General features: G+C 56.2%; 19 protein-coding genes. 4 read left to right on the forward strand and 15 right to left on the reverse strand.

The annotated features are described in order from the left end of the window. Positions 1-92 precede the first annotated feature (92 nt). Positions 93-1,970, forward strand: a complete 1,878-nt coding sequence (locus E8M78_RS00730; protein ID WP_137133224.1) for an adenine deaminase C-terminal domain-containing protein — start codon at positions 93-95, stop codon at positions 1,968-1,970. A 15-nt stretch (positions 1,971-1,985) separates the two neighbouring features. On the opposite strand, the gene E8M78_RS00735 is transcribed toward E8M78_RS00730, so the two are convergent. The 8 genes from E8M78_RS00735 to E8M78_RS00770 form a co-directional block, all read right to left on the reverse strand. Then, positions 1,986-3,044, reverse strand: a complete 1,059-nt coding sequence (locus E8M78_RS00735; protein ID WP_137133225.1) for an ABC transporter ATP-binding protein — start codon at positions 3,042-3,044, stop codon at positions 1,986-1,988. A gap of 6 nt (positions 3,045-3,050) precedes the next feature. Next, on the reverse strand, positions 3,051-3,842 hold the full coding sequence (locus E8M78_RS00740; protein ID WP_062556927.1) for an ABC transporter permease: 792 nt from the start codon (positions 3,840-3,842) through the stop codon (positions 3,051-3,053). After that, the gene (locus E8M78_RS00745) at positions 3,842-4,669 is read right to left on the reverse strand and encodes an ABC transporter permease (RefSeq protein ID WP_137133226.1); all 828 of its coding nucleotides are present in this window, start codon (positions 4,667-4,669) and stop codon (positions 3,842-3,844) included. Before E8M78_RS00745 ends, E8M78_RS00740 begins: the two co-directional genes overlap by 1 nt. Positions 4,670-4,849: 180 nt before the next feature. Then, positions 4,850-5,839, reverse strand: coding sequence for a polyamine ABC transporter substrate-binding protein (locus E8M78_RS00750; protein ID WP_246658177.1), 990 nt, complete (start codon positions 5,837-5,839; stop codon positions 4,850-4,852). A gap of 186 nt (positions 5,840-6,025) precedes the next feature. Then, a complete protein-coding gene (locus E8M78_RS00755; RefSeq protein ID WP_137133228.1) occupies positions 6,026-6,814 on the reverse strand; it encodes a sulfite exporter TauE/SafE family protein in 789 nt (262 codons plus the stop codon). Positions 6,815-6,830: 16 nt separating this feature from the next. Further along, a complete protein-coding gene (locus E8M78_RS00760; RefSeq protein WP_137133229.1) occupies positions 6,831-7,253 on the reverse strand; it encodes a YeeE/YedE family protein in 423 nt (140 codons plus the stop codon). Further along, a complete protein-coding gene (locus E8M78_RS00765; protein WP_137133230.1) occupies positions 7,250-7,681 on the reverse strand; it encodes a YeeE/YedE thiosulfate transporter family protein in 432 nt (143 codons plus the stop codon). Before E8M78_RS00765 ends, E8M78_RS00760 begins: the two co-directional genes overlap by 4 nt. Positions 7,682-7,696: 15 nt before the next feature. Beyond that, positions 7,697-8,623 carry an MBL fold metallo-hydrolase gene (locus E8M78_RS00770; RefSeq protein ID WP_137133231.1) on the reverse strand — a complete coding sequence of 309 codons (927 nt, stop codon included), beginning with the start codon at positions 8,621-8,623 and terminating at the stop codon, positions 7,697-7,699. Positions 8,624-8,741: 118 nt separating this feature from the next. Here E8M78_RS00770 and E8M78_RS00775 point away from each other — a divergent pair, with 118 nt between their 5' ends. Then, on the forward strand, positions 8,742-9,383 hold the full coding sequence (locus E8M78_RS00775) for a peroxiredoxin (RefSeq protein WP_170973277.1): 642 nt from the start codon (positions 8,742-8,744) through the stop codon (positions 9,381-9,383). Positions 9,384-9,409: 26 nt separating this feature from the next. Continuing rightward, positions 9,410-9,799, forward strand: a complete 390-nt coding sequence (locus E8M78_RS00780) for a metalloregulator ArsR/SmtB family transcription factor (RefSeq protein WP_281405041.1) — start codon at positions 9,410-9,412, stop codon at positions 9,797-9,799. Positions 9,800-10,147: 348 nt separating this feature from the next. Here the strand turns inward: E8M78_RS00780 and mnhG are convergent, their stop codons facing one another. The 6 genes from mnhG to E8M78_RS00810 are packed head-to-tail and all read right to left on the reverse strand — an operon-like array spanning position 10,148 to position 16,157. Further along, positions 10,148-10,522, reverse strand: a complete 375-nt coding sequence (gene mnhG / locus E8M78_RS00785; protein WP_137133233.1) for a monovalent cation/H(+) antiporter subunit G — start codon at positions 10,520-10,522, stop codon at positions 10,148-10,150. Next, entirely contained in the window at positions 10,519-10,800 is a 282-nt protein-coding gene (locus tag E8M78_RS00790) for a K+/H+ antiporter subunit F (RefSeq protein ID WP_137133234.1), read from the reverse strand. Before E8M78_RS00790 ends, mnhG begins: the two co-directional genes overlap by 4 nt. After that, positions 10,797-11,273 carry a Na+/H+ antiporter subunit E gene (locus tag E8M78_RS00795; RefSeq protein WP_137133235.1) on the reverse strand — a complete coding sequence of 159 codons (477 nt, stop codon included), beginning with the start codon at positions 11,271-11,273 and terminating at the stop codon, positions 10,797-10,799. The genes E8M78_RS00790 and E8M78_RS00795 overlap by 4 nt, the downstream gene beginning before the upstream one ends. After that, complete coding sequence (locus tag E8M78_RS00800; protein WP_137133236.1) at positions 11,273-12,901, reverse strand: monovalent cation/H+ antiporter subunit D; 1,629 nt, start codon at positions 12,899-12,901, stop codon at positions 11,273-11,275. The genes E8M78_RS00795 and E8M78_RS00800 overlap by 1 nt, the downstream gene beginning before the upstream one ends. Then, entirely contained in the window at positions 12,898-13,236 is a 339-nt protein-coding gene (locus E8M78_RS00805; RefSeq protein ID WP_062556794.1) for a Na+/H+ antiporter subunit C, read from the reverse strand. Before E8M78_RS00805 ends, E8M78_RS00800 begins: the two co-directional genes overlap by 4 nt. Further along, positions 13,236-16,157: a monovalent cation/H+ antiporter subunit A gene (locus E8M78_RS00810; RefSeq protein ID WP_137133237.1), complete on the reverse strand. Its 2,922-nt coding sequence runs from the start codon at positions 16,155-16,157 to the stop codon at positions 13,236-13,238. The genes E8M78_RS00805 and E8M78_RS00810 overlap by 1 nt, the downstream gene beginning before the upstream one ends. 87 nt (positions 16,158-16,244) lie before the next feature. Between E8M78_RS00810 and E8M78_RS00815 the strand changes: the two genes are divergently transcribed. Continuing rightward, positions 16,245-16,535 (forward strand): helix-turn-helix transcriptional regulator, encoded by a 291-nt coding sequence (locus E8M78_RS00815; protein ID WP_137133238.1) that lies wholly within the window; start codon positions 16,245-16,247, stop codon positions 16,533-16,535. 39 nt (positions 16,536-16,574) lie between these two features. Here E8M78_RS00815 and E8M78_RS00820 read toward each other — a convergent pair whose 3' ends face one another. Then, positions 16,575-17,252, reverse strand: a complete 678-nt coding sequence (locus E8M78_RS00820) for a response regulator transcription factor (protein ID WP_137133239.1) — start codon at positions 17,250-17,252, stop codon at positions 16,575-16,577. Positions 17,253-17,256 lie beyond the last annotated feature (4 nt).

The following is a 17,256-nucleotide window of genomic DNA, read 5'->3' on the forward strand; positions in this document are numbered from 1 at the left end:
AATTTGGCAGTTGCCGCACTACGGTGAAGCATCTATTCCATTGAACTGATTTAGTTTCCTTCAGTACTCGCATCCAGCGAGGGAGTTTCCCGATGACCAGTACGTCCAACCGCCACTCTTTGGACATCAACCCGAGTTCAGCGGCAGAGGTGGCAATCCGTCAGGAGTTGACGCTCGTTGCACTCGGCAAACAGCCTGCGGATATCGCCCTGCGTGTGGGTCGTCTTCTGGATGTGGCGACTCGCACCTGGAGCCTGGATCAGGAGATCGTCATCAAAGGCCGGCGTATCGCCTATGTCGGTCCGGCAGGAACCTATCCGGGCCAGACCGCACGGCGCGTCCATGAACCGGATCTGGCGGCAATCCCTGGTTTGGGCGAGGTCCACAAGCATATCGAAAGTTCACATCTGACACCGGAATACGAGGCAGCGCTTGTGCTTCCCCGCGGCAACACCTGGACCTGCGAGGCGAGCCACGAGTTTTCCAACGTGAACGGTGCCAAGACGCTGGAATTCTGGCTGAAGGCACGCGAGGCCGGATCGCCGCTCAAAATCTTTCCCTTGCCTGGCTCTGCCGTACCGCCAACAGGATACGAGCACGGTGGCGGCTTTCTTGGCTATGACGAGCAGAAGGCCTTTCTCAAGGAAAGCCTCATGGTTGCCGGTCTTGACGAGGTTATGGACTGGCCCGCCGTCTGGAACCGCGACAATCCCTCTTATGAACGGCTATGGGGGATGATCCGCGCCACCTTCGAGCAGCGCGGCGTCGTGGAAGGACATGCCGCTGGCATTCGCGACATTCCCACTATCAACGCGTTCGCCGCTGCCGGACTTTCGTCAGATCACGAAGCGTGGACGTTCGAAGAGTTCTGGGACAAGCTCACCCATGGACTGTTCATGGAATTGCGCCCACACAGCCTGCCGGATGTGATCAAGGGTCTCTTGGAGAAGGGCCTCCAGGACTGGTCGCAGATCGCCTTCACCACGGACGATCGCAGCGCATCGGATACACTGAAAATCGGTGCAACCGACTATAACGTCCGGCTGGCTATCGAGTCTGGACTGGCACCCGAAATCGCGATCCAGTGCGCGACCATCAATCCCGCTCGCCACATGCGACTAACGCCCTGGGTCGGATCGATCGCGCCGGGACGTTACGCGGATATCGTTCTCTTGTCTGATGTACAGAGGTTCGAGATCGCAAAAGTCTGGGCTGATGGGCAGCACGTTTCTGAGGGCAAGAGGTATCTGCTCGATGTTCCAAAGATCGACTGGCCGGAATGGGCGACCAAGACAATCAATATTGGACGCGACCTCACCGCTTCGGATTTTGCCATCCATGCTGAGCCGGGGCGCGAAACTATGCATGCCGCGATCCTGCGCCCGTTTCACTGGAATGACGATTTTCTGACCTTCGAACTGCCGGTCGCGGATGGGCAGGTCCAGCGGGACGAGAGCCGCAACATTACCAAGTTTTCGGTGGTCGATCGCTTTTCGGGCAAGGGCGCCGTCTCGAAAATGTTCTGGATCGGTTGCGGACCTCGCACGCAGAATACGGCTCTTGCCTGCTCCATGGCGCATGACAAGCATAATATCTGGTGCGTGGGCTCCTCTGATGAAGCCATGGCGAAAGCCGTGAACGCCATTGCCGCCAATGACGGTGGCTGGGCGCTTGTCAGAGATGGAGAGGTGGTCGCGACCGTTCGCTACGAGGTGGCGGGACTGATGACGTGCCGCCCGCCACAAGCCTTGCATGAGGAGATGCAGACGCTTTATGCGGAAGGCGAAAAAATCGACTGGATGTATGAACCGACCTTCAGCCCACGCTGGTTTCCCGGTTTTCCAGAGCGTTTGGCCTTTGCAACTCTCACATGCGCACCGTGGCGCTGGGTACTCGTTGCGCCAAGCGATTACGCTCCGCAAGGGCTCGTAAACGTTCAGACAGGACAGGTGCAGCCGGTCGTCTTCTGACCGGCTGACTGAGAATCACACGTCTGCGGGCAGAATACAGCACTGTTCCGGGACTGGTGAAAGAACGGCGCGATCCCCCGTCTCCAGCGGTTCGCTGAGAGAGCCATTCCCGAGATAGCTTTGCCCCTCGGCTGTGCACTGGTACTGATAGGCGCGGCCAAGATAGGTGCGGATTCCCAGGGTTACCGGAATTCCGCTTCCGTCTCGCGCTACGGCCAAACCGTCCGGTCGTGCAGCCAGAATGAATCGATCCGGTATTGCCCCGAGGCGTTCCTGCGACAGCTGAAGCAGTGCGCCGTCCCTGGTGCGGGCCGTGACCGTTTCGCCGAGACGCTCAACGACGGTCATGTCGATCAGATTTTCAAACCCGACGAACCGCGCGACGAAGCTATTGGCTGGTCGCTGGTACAGCACTTCCGGCGTATCAAGCTGCATGATGCGGCCAGCATTCATGATGGCGACACGGTCGGATATCGAAAAAGCCTCTTCCTGATCATGCGTGACGTAGAGCGAGGTCGTGCCATTCGCCCGTTGCAGGCGTCGGATCTCGACACGCATGTCGACACGCAGCTTAGCGTCAAGATTTGAGAGCGGCTCATCGAACATCAGCAGAGGCGGCTCGATGACGAGAGCGCGGGCCAGCGCGACGCGCTGCTTCTGACCTCCGGACAAGGCAGCGGGCATGCGGTCTGCAAAGCTCGAAAGACCGACGCGCTCCAGCATGCGGTCTGCGCGCTTTTTCCGCTCCGCCGCGTCAACTCCCCGCTGCTTCAATCCGAATGCCACGTTGTCGCGGACAGAAAGATGCGGGAACAGGGCGTAATTCTGGAATACCAGGCCGATATCGCGCTGATGCGCGGGAAGGCGTGTAAGATCCCGGTCGCCAAGGCGGATCGTCCCGCTGCTTGGCTGAAGAAACCCGGCCACAAGCCGCAATGTCGTGGTCTTGCCACACCCACTGGCGCCCAGAAGAGACACAAGTTCACCGGCAGCCACCGCAAGCGTGAGATCCTTCAGCACCTGCGTGGAGCCGTAATGGGCGGAAACATTTTCGAGCGTCAGAGATACGGTCACAGCGGTTCACTTTGTCAGGAAGGTAAGGCCAAGGGTGGCTTCTACAATGGCCATCACGCCAACGGTCAGCAGCATCAGGAGAACCGAGACCGAGGCGATGGTGGGGTCGAAGAACTGTTCCATATGCGCAAGAATCTGGATCGGCAGCGTGGAAACTCCTGGGCCGGTGAGAAAAAGCGAGATCGAAACATCGTTGATCGATGTGATGAAGGCGAGAATAAATGCGGCGACCACACCGGCGCTGATATTGGGCAGCACAACGGTGAGGAAGGTTTTCAACGGCGGGCACCCCAAGCTGATTGCCGCCTCCTCAATGGAGAAATCAAAGGATGCGAGGCTCGCGCCCACCACTCGCACCGCATAGGGCAGCACCAGAAGTGTATGACCGAGCAGCAGCGTCGTGTAGACCGGCAATTGCAGACCGATCGTGATGTTCTTCATCAAAGAGAATCCAAGCACAATTTCCGGCACGAGAATTGGCAGGACGAAGACGTTGGAAAGCCAGGATGGAAGACGGATCTTGAACCTGTTCAAGGCATATGCCGCAGGTATACCGATCAGCAGAGCCAGAAATGTTCCGAGAAACGCGATCTGGAGGCTGGTGATGGCTGTGGTGCGGAAGGCCTCGATCTGGAAGATATTGCTGAACCACTTCAGCGTAAAACCCTGAGGCGGAAAGGTCAGGAATGGCGTATCACTGACGGCCGCTCCCAGAATGATGAACAAGGGCGCGATCAAAATCAGGAAAATCAGAGAGGCAATCGCAATCAGTGCGGGGTGAAGTTTCGTCTGCATGATCATGCCGCCATGGGGTTCATGCGGCGCGCAAGCCGCGTCATCAGGACAACGATGGCAATCGTCACGACAACCATGATGGCGGCAACCGTTGAGGCTCCAGTCCAGTCAAACGTCACCATCGCCCGCTGATAGAGGAAGGTTCCCATCATCATCTGGCGTTCGCCGCCCAAAAGTTGCGGAGTGGCATAGGAGGTAAAGCTTCCGGTGAAAACCAGTACGGCGCCAATGATGAGGCCCGGCATGGCAAGCGGCAGGATGACCTGGCGGAAGACGGCAAACGGCGTGGCGCCCAGCGAAGACGCGGCCTCAACCACATCCTTGGGGATACCTTCCAGGACACCTGCAAGGGTCAGGATCATCAACGGTACGAACAGATAAACCATGGCCGCAATGACAGCGCCCTTGGTGTAGAGCATGGAAAACGGCTCCGCGATCAGCCCAAGCGAAAGAAGCGCCGAATTCAAAATTCCGTTCTTTCCAAGCAGGATCAACCACGCAAATGAACGGACCACGACGCCCGTCAAAAGCGGAAAGACAGCGGCGATAATCATGATACTCTTCAGGCGTCCCGGCATATGCGCAACCACATAGGCGGCGATAAAACCAAGAACGACCGAGATAACCGTCGTAATGAGTGAAATCTCGATTGTGCGCATCAGGACCGTGCGGCGCAGGCTGCTGTTGAAGAAAGCCGTATATGGAGCGAGCCAACCCTTGGCATCCGTCAACGTTGCCAAAAGTGTGGAACCGACAGGAAAGATCAAGAAGATCAGAACCAGAAATGTCGCGGGACCCGCCAAAAGCCAAGGGCTTAAACGTTTAACCATCTTGTTTCGAAGCCACCTGTCCGCAAGCATTCATTGGGAGCGATTTCCAGATTTCAATGGAGAATTTTCACGGCACATGCCGCGTCCAGGGAGCAAGAATGCCCAAATGTTGCAGTGCAATCAAGTGTGTCGGCCTGGCAAAATACCGGGCCGACACCAAATATCATCAAATATCCGGACTTACTTGCTGAAGATTTCGTTCCAGCGATCAATCCAATCGGTTTTCGCTTGGTTCAGCTTCACATAGTCCAAACGGTTCAGTTTGGAGATCATGTCTGCCCCGTAGGTCCAGATTTTGGCCTGCTCCGGCGTCAGTTGCACCTTCGTCGACACTGGCGCGTCAACGCCCTGCTCCGCCTCGATCTGCTGGATTTCCTTGGAGAGAATGAAGTTGATGAACTGATAGGCCAGTTCGACATTCTCCGAGCCCTTCGGAATATTGACTGTGTTGAGCGTCGCGATATCGCCATCCGAGAGCTGCGCCCAAGTCATTGTCGGGACTGCAGCCTTCAGCGAGGCCAGTGTGAAGTCCTGCGTGACGGCAACCTTGGCTTCGCCCGTGGAGACGAGATTCACCATTTCCGACCCGGTGTTGTAGTTCTTCGTAACGTTGGCCTTCAGCTTGCCGATCGATTCGAACGCCTTGTCCGCATCGCTGAAAGCATCAACCTTGGCGTTTTTGCCAGCCTGCAGCACCACCATCGGTCCAGCCGTCGTCGTGATACCCGGAAGCGTGACGGCACCCTTGAGGTCGGCCCGCCAAAGATCGTTCCAAGAGGTAATCGGTGGATTGACCTTGGCACTGTCGTAGACGATGCCAACACGCCCAATGGTATAGGCGGGGCCGTAACCGCCTTGCGGGTTCTTGGCGATATCATAGAGATCGGCGAGGTTCGGCAGCTTTGCTGGATCAACCTTCTGGAAGAGGCCTTCGGCGATTCCGATCTGCGAGAAACTGTCGGTCAGGTATATGACATCGACGCCCTTTCCATCGCGGAGCTTCAGCTTGTTGAGACGATCAGCGTTGTTGCCGGTCTCGAAAACGATGTCGCAGCCGCAGATCTTCTTGAACGGCGCGATGATGTTGGCATTCAGCTTGTCGCCGTTATAGCCCCACCATGAGATTGTCAGGGTCTTGGCCTGTGCGGCCGCACCAAAAGTGCCGGCCATGACAATACCAAGCGCCACCGCAGAAGCGCGCAGGCGGTTCGAATAGGTCATCTTGTTGTTCCTTCTCTGGGGAGGTCGGGTGAACCAAGCGTGCTCAAGGCCCACCGCTTCCTAAAGCATACCGACAGATTCCAGAACATTTCAAGCCAGAGAATCAAAGACCTCGTAGTTCAACCCTGAAGGGTATCAGGCAAGAATCTCCCAGAAACCACGATAAAGCATGTAAAGAGCGACCGCGAAAATCAATCCGGCAAAGAGGGTATTCAGAGTTCCCTTTTTTGTAGACAGATGATCGGCAACGACCCCACCGGCTAACCCGCCTGCGACACCCCCCGCAATGAAAATTCCCGCAAGCGCCCAATCCACATAACCCGAGATCGCATAATTCAGGGCGGTCGTGAGCCCAAAGGCCGTGACTGCCACAAGGGAAGAACCAACGGCGAACAGAATGGGCATGCCTGTAGACGCAATCAGGCCCGGTACGATTAAAAAACCTCCGCCAATGCCGAAGAAACCGGACAAAATTCCCGTTAACCCACCAAAGCCAGCGACTTTGGAAACGTTCTCTCTCGAACATTGGGCACCGGGATCCCCCTCCGCTCCGCGCTTCCAGAACATGAGGACTCCAACGGAAATCATCAGGAAGGCAAACAGTATGAGCAGCTTTTGACCATCGACGAGCTTACCGATAGTGGAGCCGACCAATGCTCCCAGAATACCGGCAACGCTATACACGCCAGCACACCGCCATTTCACATGACCGGCGCGAGCGTGGCCCAACAGGTTTGTGAAGGCATTGGCAGAGACGGCAAAGGCGCTGGTACCGATTGCCATATGCGCATTCGGGACACCAACCAGATAAACCATAAGTGGAACCGCAAGGATCGAGCCCCCGCCCCCGAAGAGACCAAGGGTAAAGCCAACCAGCGCACCTGAGAGCCCCCCTAGTCCGTATTGTATCGGATCAAGAACCATGTCTCATCTCCCGCCGTCACGCAAAACGGTTCTGGAACAGGCGATGGATTCCCATGCCACCGATCATCGCGGCGACGAAAAGAACGATTTCCCATCTGCCAAAAACAAGACCTGCGAAAGCCGGCCCCGGACACAACCCGACGAGACCCCAGCCCAGTCCAAAGAGGGCAGAGCCTGCGATCAACTTACGGTCCAGCTTTCGATTTTCAGGAACATGAAATGAGATATCGAACACTGGAGCTTGGAGGCGAGCCTTGATGCGATACGCGATTGCCGATGGGATCAATGCACCGCCCATGACGAAAGCGAGGGACGGATCCCAATCGCCGGCAACATCGAGAAAGGCAAGAACGCGCGCCGGATTGATCATATCCGAGAGGACCAGACCGATACCGAAAAGGATACCCGCGACGCCGGCGACGATAATCCGAGCATTCATGAGCGCCCCCCCGGAAAGTGACGCATGATCAGGACCGTGGCCGCAGCGACCGACATGAAAACCACTGTCGCGACGATGGAACGTGGAGACAGGCGCGCCAGACCGCACACACCGTGACCGCTGGTACACCCGGAGCCGAGCCGCGTGCCGAAGCCAACGATGAGACCACCCGCGACCAGAAGAACCGGCGATGAGGACACTTCAATAATGGGGAACCGCAGGAATGAAGCTGCCAGTGCTGCCCCTGCAAGAATTCCGCCTAGAAAGCCTACGCCGAGCCCGCTGATGCCTGAGCCCGTCAATCCAAAGGCGGACGCGGCAAGACCGGAAATCCCGGCAATGCGGCCATTCAGGAGAAGATAAATTGCGGCCGACAGACCGATCAACAGGCCACCGGCCAGTGGCCAGAAGAATGAACTATAAGACATGGCTGACTGCCGTCCTCAAAGCGTATTGATCGGAATTTTCAGGTACTGCACGCCATTTTCTTCCGCCGCAGGCAGCTTGCCCGCGCGCATGTTGACCTGCACCGACGGCAGAATGAGCTTCGGCATCGCAAGTGTCGCGTCCCGCTCTGTCCGCATTTTCACAAATTCGTCTTCGGTTACCCCGTCATGGACATGAATATTGCCTTGACGTTGCTTCGCGACCGTAGTTTCCCACGCATAATTGTCACGGCCCGGCGCCTTGTAGTCATGGCACAGGAACATGCGCGCAGAACCGGGCAACTGCATCAACCGCCTGATTGAGCGATACAGGGTGCGGGCATCACCGCCGGGGAAATCACAACGGGCAGTGCCGTAGTCCGGCATGAATAAGGTATCGCCAGGGAAGACCGCATCTCCAATCACATAGGCAAGACATGCAGGCGTGTGGCCTGGAACATGAAGAACAGTCGCATCGAGTGAGCCGATCTTGAATCGATCACCATCCTGGAATAGTTGGTCGAACTGACTGCCGTCGCGCTGAAACTCCGTCCCCGCATTGAAGATCTTGCCGAAGACTTCCTGGACACGAATGATTTCGCGACCAATCGCCAGCTGTCCACCAAGCTCTTTCTGCAAAAGCGGGGCGGCAGACAGGTGGTCGGCATGCGCATGCGTTTCAAGAAGCCACTGAACCTCGAGACTTTCGGATTTTACGTAATCAATTACTGCACGCGCTGATGCATTCATTGTCCGACCTGATGCAGGATCGTAATCGAGAACGCTATCAATAATGGCACAAGCGCTCGAGCGCGGATCACGCACGACATGCGTGACCGTATAGGTCGCAGAATCAAAGAACGATTTCACCGACGGTCTGGAAGACGACTCCTCCAGGGACGAAACAACGATACTCGAGGCAAATTCCAGCGGCGCATCCGACATAGCGACAATCTCCGTTTGGTCAATTAATACATATTTACGGTAACTATGCAACTATGTATGTTTGGTTTGGGTTTGACGCCGACCGCGATATATTTCTTTGGCAAAACAGGAGATTCGCTTGTCAGAAGATTGCACCGCCGAACGCGCAGCTACCCTGCGCATTCATGATCCCGCCCCCGAATTCACAGCACGTTCGACACACGGTCTCGTGAGGCTGTCAGATTACAGAGGGCGCTGGCTGCTTCTCTTCTCGCATCCAGCCGACTTTACATCCGTCTGCACAAGCGAATTCATCGCCTTCGCAAAGGCGGCCCCTGAATTCGAACGTGTGAAATGTGCCCTTCTGGGGCTCTCGGTCGACAGTCTCTATGCTCATCTGGCCTGGCTGCAGGATATAGAGACGCGATTTGGCGTCAGGATTGATTTCCCGCTGATCGAAGACTCCGGCATGGTTATTGCGCGTGCCTACGGCATGCTCGACCGGCATTCTTCCGGAAGCGCCACTGTCCGTGCAACCTACGTCATCGATGCAACCGGCATCATCCGCGCTATCGTATGGTATCCGATGACGGTTGGGCGTTCTGTTGCGGAGCTTCTGCGGTTGGTTGAGGCCTTGCAGACATCGGATCGGGAGCAGGCGCTCACCCCTGAAGGCTGGAAGGTTGGCGACAAGCTCATGGAGCCTGCCGCCACTTCGCTTGACGACGCATCTGATATCCCACCGGGGGATATCTGGTACTTCAGGGAGCGCTCACGATGACAAAAACGAGCCTGCCACTCGAGAAAATGATAGAAGCATCGGGCGAAGCCTCTGAATTTATTAGATTATTTTCAACCTCAAGCAGACTGATGCTGCTCTGCTTCCTGTCTGGACGCGAAGCCTCAGTCGGCGAAATCCAAGAAGGACTTGGGTTCAAACAGCCGGGCCTCTCCCAGCAACTGGCAGAGTTGCGGCAGGCAGGCGTGGTTCAGACGCGTCGCGAATCACGGCAGATCTACTATTCCATTGCGGATGCGCGCGTGGCGCGAATACTGGAGGTTCTGGTCAGCATGTTTTGCAAGGGCGAGGAATCGCCTCAAAGGCATGAATCCATCAAGGAGTCATTCTCTTCCGGACCCACGCTCGGCGAGATGGCACAATGGGCCATCGTCACATCGGACATAGATTTGAAGTAATGCAGCAAAAAGAAAGGGCCGCAAATGCATGCGGCCCGAGTAGATGCTTCAAATTATCTTTGTTTCCTCTGAACGGTTACGTCAGTGAATCCGAATTTGGTGAAATAGACAGTAGCAAATAGTTTGCTTGCGGCTTCACCATTGACTGCGAATATACTCAGACGGGACCACGCCATCAATTAGCAATATTTAGGTATATATAAGTTACCATTTATATTAATTCGACGCGTTATAGGGGAGCAATCGCCTACAGCGCGGCGCGTTCAATTGAACGCGCGAACGACGCTGTAAGACCTTGACTTGATGTGTTCGTTCCGCCCAACCAAATCCGGTTGAGCGCGACATGCATTAGTCGGCATCGCGCGTACCTCCGAGATCCATCTTATGAGGAACCTGCTGATCGCCTTCCGCTCGGTCGCGATGAAGAGCAGCTCGTGCCAGAAGCATGAAGGTTATCGGCGTCGTCACTGTCACGAAGACGCCGATGAGGATCTCGTGGATAACGTATCGCTCCGTGCCGACCGTAAAAAAGATCATGGAGGCAACCATCGTGCCGCCAACACCCCAGCTCGTTCCCAGCGTGGGCGCATGAAGCCGCTCGTAAAAGCTAGGCAGGCGAAGGAACCCGATCGTTCCAATCAATGTCAATATCGCACCAAGCAGGAGAAAGACGGCGACCGCGATTGCTGCCCAAAGAGGAAAATCTGAAATCGGCTGCATCATTCAATCACCTCCCCGCGCATCAGGAATTTCGCCATGGCGACCGTCGCCACGAAACCCAACATTCCGATGACGAGCGCCGCCTCGAAATAGGCTGTCCTTCCTGTCCCAATCCCGAATGTGACAAGAAGCAGCATTGCATTGATGTAAAGCGTGTCCAGCGCGATAATCCGATCCTGAGCACGCGGTCCGCGTAACATCCGAACGGAGGCGATGACCATTGCAAGTGCAAATATGAGTTGAGCCAAAGAGACGGCTGTCAGCAGAATGATTGCACTCATTCAAAAATCTCCAGCAACAGTACTTCATATCGGTTTTTGATCATCGCAACCCACTCGTCTCGATCGATGAAATCGAGCACATGCAAAAGCACCGTCTTGTTGCGTGAGTCATATTCCAGCCAGGCCGATCCGGGCGTGGATGTCAGAATGACGGCAAGAACTGCGAGCGCAAAAGGATTTTCCGTCTGAACGGGCAAAAGGATAAACCCGGAGGAGTTAGGCCTTTTCTTTCCCATGACTATCAATCGAGCCACGGAAAAATTCGAGCGGACGATATCTACGATCACGATCGCCGCCAGTTTCGGCAAAAGATACCATTTTTTGAGACGAGGCTTCTCCGGACGCAAGGAAGCGAGCGCCCAGCCAGCCACAAAACCGACCAAAGAGCCGAGGATAAGGTGACCAAGCGTGAAGCCATTGAGAAGCATCCACATGATCATCAAACAGAAGGTTAGGATGGGGAACGGAAGCATCAGGGGGCTCCCACCTTCGTCGGTGCGCTCTGATATCCCGGAACCCGATACGCCTTCTGGACGGCCTCAATGTAACTGGCAGGGTTGCCCAGTGTGCGGATTGTCGTATCCATGTACTGCATCGCAGGCCCCGCCCATACGGTCAGCAGCAAAGTCAGCGCCAGCAGGAACATGACAGGCGTCAGTTCGATGACCAGGACCCGTGGAACGGTTCCTTCAAGTGAGCTCCAGAACGTCCGGATACCGACGCGCGTCATGGCGATCAGCGATGCAACGCCGGACAGGATAACGAGAACGATCAAGGTCCATACCGCAGCGGTCGGTGGCACCCCGATTGCGCCAGCACCGAACATGGCTGAGAGCATGGCGAATTTCGCTATGAAACCCGATAGGGGCGGCAGTCCGGCAAGCAATATGCCACAGGCGGCAAAGCAAAGTCCGAGAATTGCCATTGTTCCAGGCATCGTCACGCCTTCGGCTTCCTCGATACCCTCCTCGTCACCCTCGCCATAGGCTTCCATGGTAACAGCGAGCACGTTCGCGCCCGCATCCTGACCTCGTTCCACAAGCTCGATCAGCATGAAAAACGCACTGATAGTGAAGGTCGAACTGACGAGATACAACAAAGCGCCTGATGAAACGACGCCATCATTGATACCGAGAACCATCAGGAGTGTACCGGATGACACAAGAACCGAAAATCCGGCCAAGCGACCAAGGGCCTGGGAAGCGAGCACCCCGATAATGCCGTAGACCAAGGTGACCATGCCACCTAGCAAAAGCGCGTTCGCGCCAAATCCATCCAGCGGCCCATCGCCGAACAACAGCATTGTCAGCCGAAGGATGACATAAATGCCGAGTTTGCTGAGAATTGCGAAAATTCCAGCGACGGGGGCCGAGGCGGCACTGTAGGCGGTTGGGAGCCAGAAGCAGAGTGGCCACATTCCGGCCTTGATGAGAAATGCCACGCCAAGTACGCCCGCCCCTGCCTGCAATAGCATGAGGCGATCCGGCTCGATCTGCGGAAGGCGGGCGGCGAGATCCGCCATGTTCAACGTGCCGGCCGTTCCATAGATCAGACTGACACCAATGAGGAAGAAGAGTGCGGCCACCAGATTGACCGCAATATAGTGCATGCCCGCCTTGACGCGAAGCGGACCAGATCCGTGGAGCATGAGCCCGTAGGACGCAGCCAGCATGACTTCGAAGAAGACGAAGAGATTGAACAGATCACCGGTTAGAAAGGCTCCGTTCAGGCCCGCAAGCAAGAGCTGGAACATGCTGTGAAAATGCGCGCCTTTGGCATGCCAGCGTGCAAGCGAGAAGACCAGCGCCGCAATCCCGAGAAGTGCCGCCAGGAAAAGCATGAGTGCGGAAAGCCCATCCAGAACCATGACAATGCCAAATGGCGCAGCCCAGTTCCCGAGCAGATAAACGCCGCCAAAGTCGTTCGGTCCACTTTCGATCTTCAACAGTATGAAAGCGATGATTACGAGAAGCAGCGTCGAGATCACGCTGATCATTGCTTTGGCGACGCGTTGACGCTCGTCCAGAAAGAGCAGCAGAGCGCTTGCGAGGAGAGGCACAAGGATGGGTGCGATAATCAGATGATGCGACCACTGGATCATCGCTGTTCCTCGCGTCCGTCGACATGGTCGTTACCGGTCAGCCCGCGGGATGCGAGAAGAACAACGAGGAACAAAGCTGTCGTTGCGAAACCGATGACGATAGCCGTCAGCACCAATGCCTGCGGAACCGGATCGGAAAGTGTGGCAGGAAGAACATCGTCCGACAGGATCGGAGGCATGTTGCTCTTCACCCCGCCGACGCCAAAAATGAAAAGATTCACAGCGTAGGACAGAAGCGAAAGCCCGACGATCACCTGATACGTACGTGGACGCAGGATCAGCCAGACTCCGCAGCCAGTCATCACACCGATGGCAAGAGATAAAATGAGTTCCATCAGGTTTCCTCCGCCTTGGCCGCTTCAATGGCCCGCAAGCGATTGATGCGGATCGACTGGTGCGCGAGTGCCACGAGTATGAGCACCGTCGAGCCCACAACGAGCATGAAGACGCCGAGATCGAACAGGAGCGCGGTCGCTGCCGGTACTTTGCCGACAAGAGGCAGGTCGAGATACTGGAAATGCGAGGTGAGGAAGGGATAGCCCAGCAGCCAGGCCCCCATTCCTGTTGCCATTGCAGTCAGGAGGCCGACCCCCATCCAGCGAAGCGGCAGGATACGGATGCGATCCTCCGCCCAGCGCGTACCCCCAGCGAGATACTGGAGAAGGAAGGCGATCGACATCGTCAATCCCGCCGAGAATCCACCGCCCGGCATGTCATGTCCGCGCATGAAAAGATAGACCGCGAATGTGATGATGACGGGGAACATCCATTGCATGATCACGGATGGTACGAGCAGGTAGTCGCGCACAGTGTCGCCCGGAGCACGTTCCGGCTGCTCCTCATCGAACCGAGCCTGAATACGTTGCTGTTCAGGCACGGCAAAGCTGTCGGCAGCTGGGCGGAAACGTCGCAGAAGCGCATAGACGGTCAACGCGACGACACCAAGCACAGCAATTTCGCCCATCGTGTCGAAGCCGCGAAAATCGACCAGAATGACATTGACGACGTTACGCCCGCCCCCTTCGGAATAGGCATTCTCAAGGAAATAATTGGCAATCGCATCGGGCACCGGCATCGTCATGACTGCAAACGCGGTGAAGGACATGCCGATACCGCAGGAAACAGCGAGCACCAGATCCCGGAAACGCCGCGCCCGTGCGCGAATCGTCATCTGGTCGACCAATTGCGCATTCCGTTTTGGTAGCCAGCGCAAACCCAACAGAATCAGAACGGTCGTCACGACTTCTACCAGCAATTGGGTGATCGCCAGATCAGGCGCAGAGAGCCAGACGAATGTTATGCAAACGACCAGGCCGACGCCGCCCAGGAGGACAAGTGCCGCCAGCCGGTGATACTTGGCGAGATAGGCTGCAGCCAGCGACATTCCCGCACCCAGCACCCAAAGCACGGCGAAGGCTGGGTCGACGCCGGTGAAGACGAAAGGCCGCGCTTCGAAACCCGCAAACCATAGCGGTAACAACCCGGCAAGGAACCCGATAAAAACAATCCAGCGCAGTTGCGGCTGAAGATTGCGGGTGCCAATCCTGCTCTCAGCCCAGCGTGCCCAGCGCCAGGAAACGGCAACGAGAACGCGCTCGAATATTCGCTGCCCGCGCAGACGGCGAATGAAGGGCGGTCCATCCTCACACGTCGCCAGATAGCGACGAATGGCAACATAGATCAGGACACCACCGATGAGAGCGATGGCGCTCATCAGAAGAGGGATGTTGAAACCGTGCCAGATCGCAAGGCTGTATTCAGGCGTCTTTGCACCGAGTACGCTCATGACCGCAGTCGACAGAAAGGGTGCGATAGAAATCGAGGGGACGATCCCGACGATGAGGCAGACGATGACGAGAAACTCGATCGGGAAGCGCATCCAGTGCGGCGGCTCGTGCGGCTCCGACTTTGGCAGACCTTCAGGCTTCGGTCCGAAAAACACGGTATGAATGAAACGAAGTGAATACGTGACGCTGAACGCGCCAGCAAGCGTCGCCACATAGGGGAGGATCCGGTCAAGCCAGGAATCGGCGTGCGTTTCGACGGCTTCTGCGAAAAACATCTCCTTCGAGAGAAAGCCGTTCAACAGCGGCACTCCAGCCATGGCTGCACTTGCGACCATTGCAAGCGTTGCCGTAATGGGTAGGTAGCGCAAAAGGCCGCTGAGACGGCGCATGTCACGTGTTCCCGTTTCATGGTCGATGATCCCCGCAGCCATGAAAAGCGAGGCCTTGAAGGTCGCGTGATTCAGCATATGAAAAATGGCGGCCACGGTCGCGAGCGGACTACCGAGGCTCAGCAGAGTGGTGATCAGTCCTAGATGGCTGATTGTCGAGTACGCCAGAAGCCCCTTCAAGTCCTGCTGGAAAATGGCGAAATAGGCCCCCAGCAAGAGCGTTAGCATTCCGGCAAGGCCGACCAGGAAAAACCATTCATATGTACCGGAAAGCGCGGGCCATAAACGGACCAGCAAAAACACGCCGGCCTTTACCATGGTTGCCGAGTGGAGGAAGGCCGAAACCGGGGTCGGTGCCGCCATCGCATTTGGCAGCCAGAAATGAAACGGAAACTGCGCGCTTTTGGTCAAAGCGCCGAGAAGAATGAAAATCAGTGTCGGAAGATAGAGTGGATGTTCGCGGATCATGTCGCCGGAAGCAAGGATCTTGTCGAGATCATATGTGCCGGTGATGTTACCCAGCAGAAGCATACCGACCAGCAGGCAAAAGCCACCGATACCGGTGATGGTCAGCGCCATTCGCGCACCATCGCGGGCTGCAGCATTGTGGTGCCAGTAGCTGATCAGCAGGAACGAGAAAATGCTTGTGAGCTCCCAGAATACGGAGAGCAAGATAACGTTGCCGGATACGACAATCCCAAGCATGGCGCCCATGAACGCCAAAAGAAACGAGAAGAATCGAGGGATCGGATCGTCTTCCGACATGTAATAACGGGCATACAGAACAACCAGCAAACCGATGGCGGTGATCAGCGTGGAGAAAATCCAGGCGAAACCATCCATGCGCAGCGTGAAGTTAAGGCCGAACTGCGGGAGCCATTCCGCTTCGAAGCGCAGCACGTTTCCGTCGACGACGTTCGGATAAGCCAGAATACAAAGGGCGAGACAGCAGGCGGTTACCGTTGCTGCAACCGCAACTGGTAGATCGCGAGAAGTCGTATTGAGAATGAACGCCGACGCCAGGCTGCCAAGAAACGGCAACAGAACAATGAGTACAAGAATGTAGGGCCCGAGCGTTATCCCAAGGATTTAAACCTTTCTGGTTGAGAACACGCCATCCAGACTTGCAAAGCAGAGCCTCTGGAAATCAGCGCAGAAACGATCTATATGATCACTGTCGACCAATATGGGCAGCTTAGTGAGATGGGTCAACCCGATAGCAGCAAAATTTTGACGCCTGCGCTCTGTCGCGCGGCCCGTGGCTTTCTGGATTGGACGCAGACGGATCTGGCTGACCGATCCGGTGTGTCGCGAAGCACGATCCGTGATTACGAGGGCAGCCGTCACGATGTTCATCGTGCGACCGAGGCACAACTTCGGCAAGCATTTGAAGCGGGTGGCGTTCGGTTCGTTTACGTCGCCGATAATTCAATCTGCGTCGGCGGGATTTCGAGCTAATTCAGCTAGGTCGATCACCGATTGAAATCGATCCGATGCCTATGTCGCGGCTACGATGAGCGCATAACCGACACCACGGACTGTCGCTATCGGCGCGTCTTTCCCGTCCAACTGCATCTTCTTTCGTAGACGGGCGATGAGATTGTCGACGGTATGTCCGCTGATCGAGGTCGGATCGCGATTGGCTATGACGTCTAGCAGAAAGTCTCGCGAAAGTGGCTCACCCGGCCTTGAGGCAAGGGCGACTAGTATGTTCATCTCACCGGCGGTCAATTCAAGCAATTGTCCATTCGGGCGAAAGAGCTCGCGGCGAACGACGTCAAGTATCCATCCGTCGAACGTGATCACCGGCTCCCGTGAGCGCCGGAGCACACTTCGAATCCGCGCATGAAGCGTTTTCAGATTGATGGGCTTGGTAACATAATCATCACCTCCAGCGTCCAGGCCTGCCAGAATATCGTCATCGGAATCGCGCGCGGTGACAAAAATCAGCCCATAAAGAGAACCGAGCCTGAGCTTGCGAGCAGCTTCAATACCGTCACCATCCGGCAGGTTCACATCGAGAAGAATGATATCAGGCTGATGGCTTTGCAATCGTTGGCGCATCTCCGCCAGGGAACGGGCTGCGAAGGTTGTCATGCCGTTCTGTCTGAGAAATGAGCAGATCAGCTCCAGGCTCTCAGGCGCATCTTCAACCACAAGAACCGTTGTACTCATGACG

The organism is Rhizobium sp. FKY42 (assembly GCF_005222835.1).
Taxonomy (GTDB): domain Bacteria; phylum Pseudomonadota; class Alphaproteobacteria; order Rhizobiales; family Rhizobiaceae; genus Neorhizobium.

Coding starts and splice junctions, on each gene's coding strand:
- E8M78_RS00765 (WP_137133230.1), bottom strand. CDS start 7,681: ATGTCTTATAGTTCATTCTTCTGGCCACTGGCCGGTGGCCTGTTGATC.
- E8M78_RS00815 (WP_137133238.1), top strand. CDS start 16,245: ATGATCACTGTCGACCAATATGGGCAGCTTAGTGAGATGGGTCAACCC.
- E8M78_RS00760 (WP_137133229.1), bottom strand. CDS start 7,253: ATGAATGCTCGGATTATCGTCGCCGGCGTCGCGGGTATCCTTTTCGGT.
- E8M78_RS00780 (WP_281405041.1), top strand. CDS start 9,410: ATGATAGAAGCATCGGGCGAAGCCTCTGAATTTATTAGATTATTTTCA.
- E8M78_RS00745 (WP_137133226.1), bottom strand. CDS start 4,669: ATGGTTAAACGTTTAAGCCCTTGGCTTTTGGCGGGTCCCGCGACATTT.
- E8M78_RS00755 (WP_137133228.1), bottom strand. CDS start 6,814: ATGGTTCTTGATCCGATACAATACGGACTAGGGGGGCTCTCAGGTGCG.
- E8M78_RS00730 (WP_137133224.1), top strand. CDS start 93: ATGACCAGTACGTCCAACCGCCACTCTTTGGACATCAACCCGAGTTCA.
- E8M78_RS00795 (WP_137133235.1), bottom strand. CDS start 11,273: ATGCTTCCGTTCCCCATCCTAACCTTCTGTTTGATGATCATGTGGATG.
- E8M78_RS00805 (WP_062556794.1), bottom strand. CDS start 13,236: ATGGAACTCATTTTATCTCTTGCCATCGGTGTGATGACTGGCTGCGGA.
- E8M78_RS00820 (WP_137133239.1), bottom strand. CDS start 17,252: ATGAGTACAACGGTTCTTGTGGTTGAAGATGCGCCTGAGAGCCTGGAG.
- E8M78_RS00800 (WP_137133236.1), bottom strand. CDS start 12,901: ATGATCCAGTGGTCGCATCATCTGATTATCGCACCCATCCTTGTGCCT.
- E8M78_RS00790 (WP_137133234.1), bottom strand. CDS start 10,800: ATGAGTGCAATCATTCTGCTGACAGCCGTCTCTTTGGCTCAACTCATA.
- E8M78_RS00770 (WP_137133231.1), bottom strand. CDS start 8,623: ATGTCGGATGCGCCGCTGGAATTTGCCTCGAGTATCGTTGTTTCGTCC.
- mnhG (WP_137133233.1), bottom strand. CDS start 10,522: ATGATGCAGCCGATTTCAGATTTTCCTCTTTGGGCAGCAATCGCGGTC.
- E8M78_RS00750 (WP_246658177.1), bottom strand. CDS start 5,839: ATGGCCGGCACTTTTGGTGCGGCCGCACAGGCCAAGACCCTGACAATC.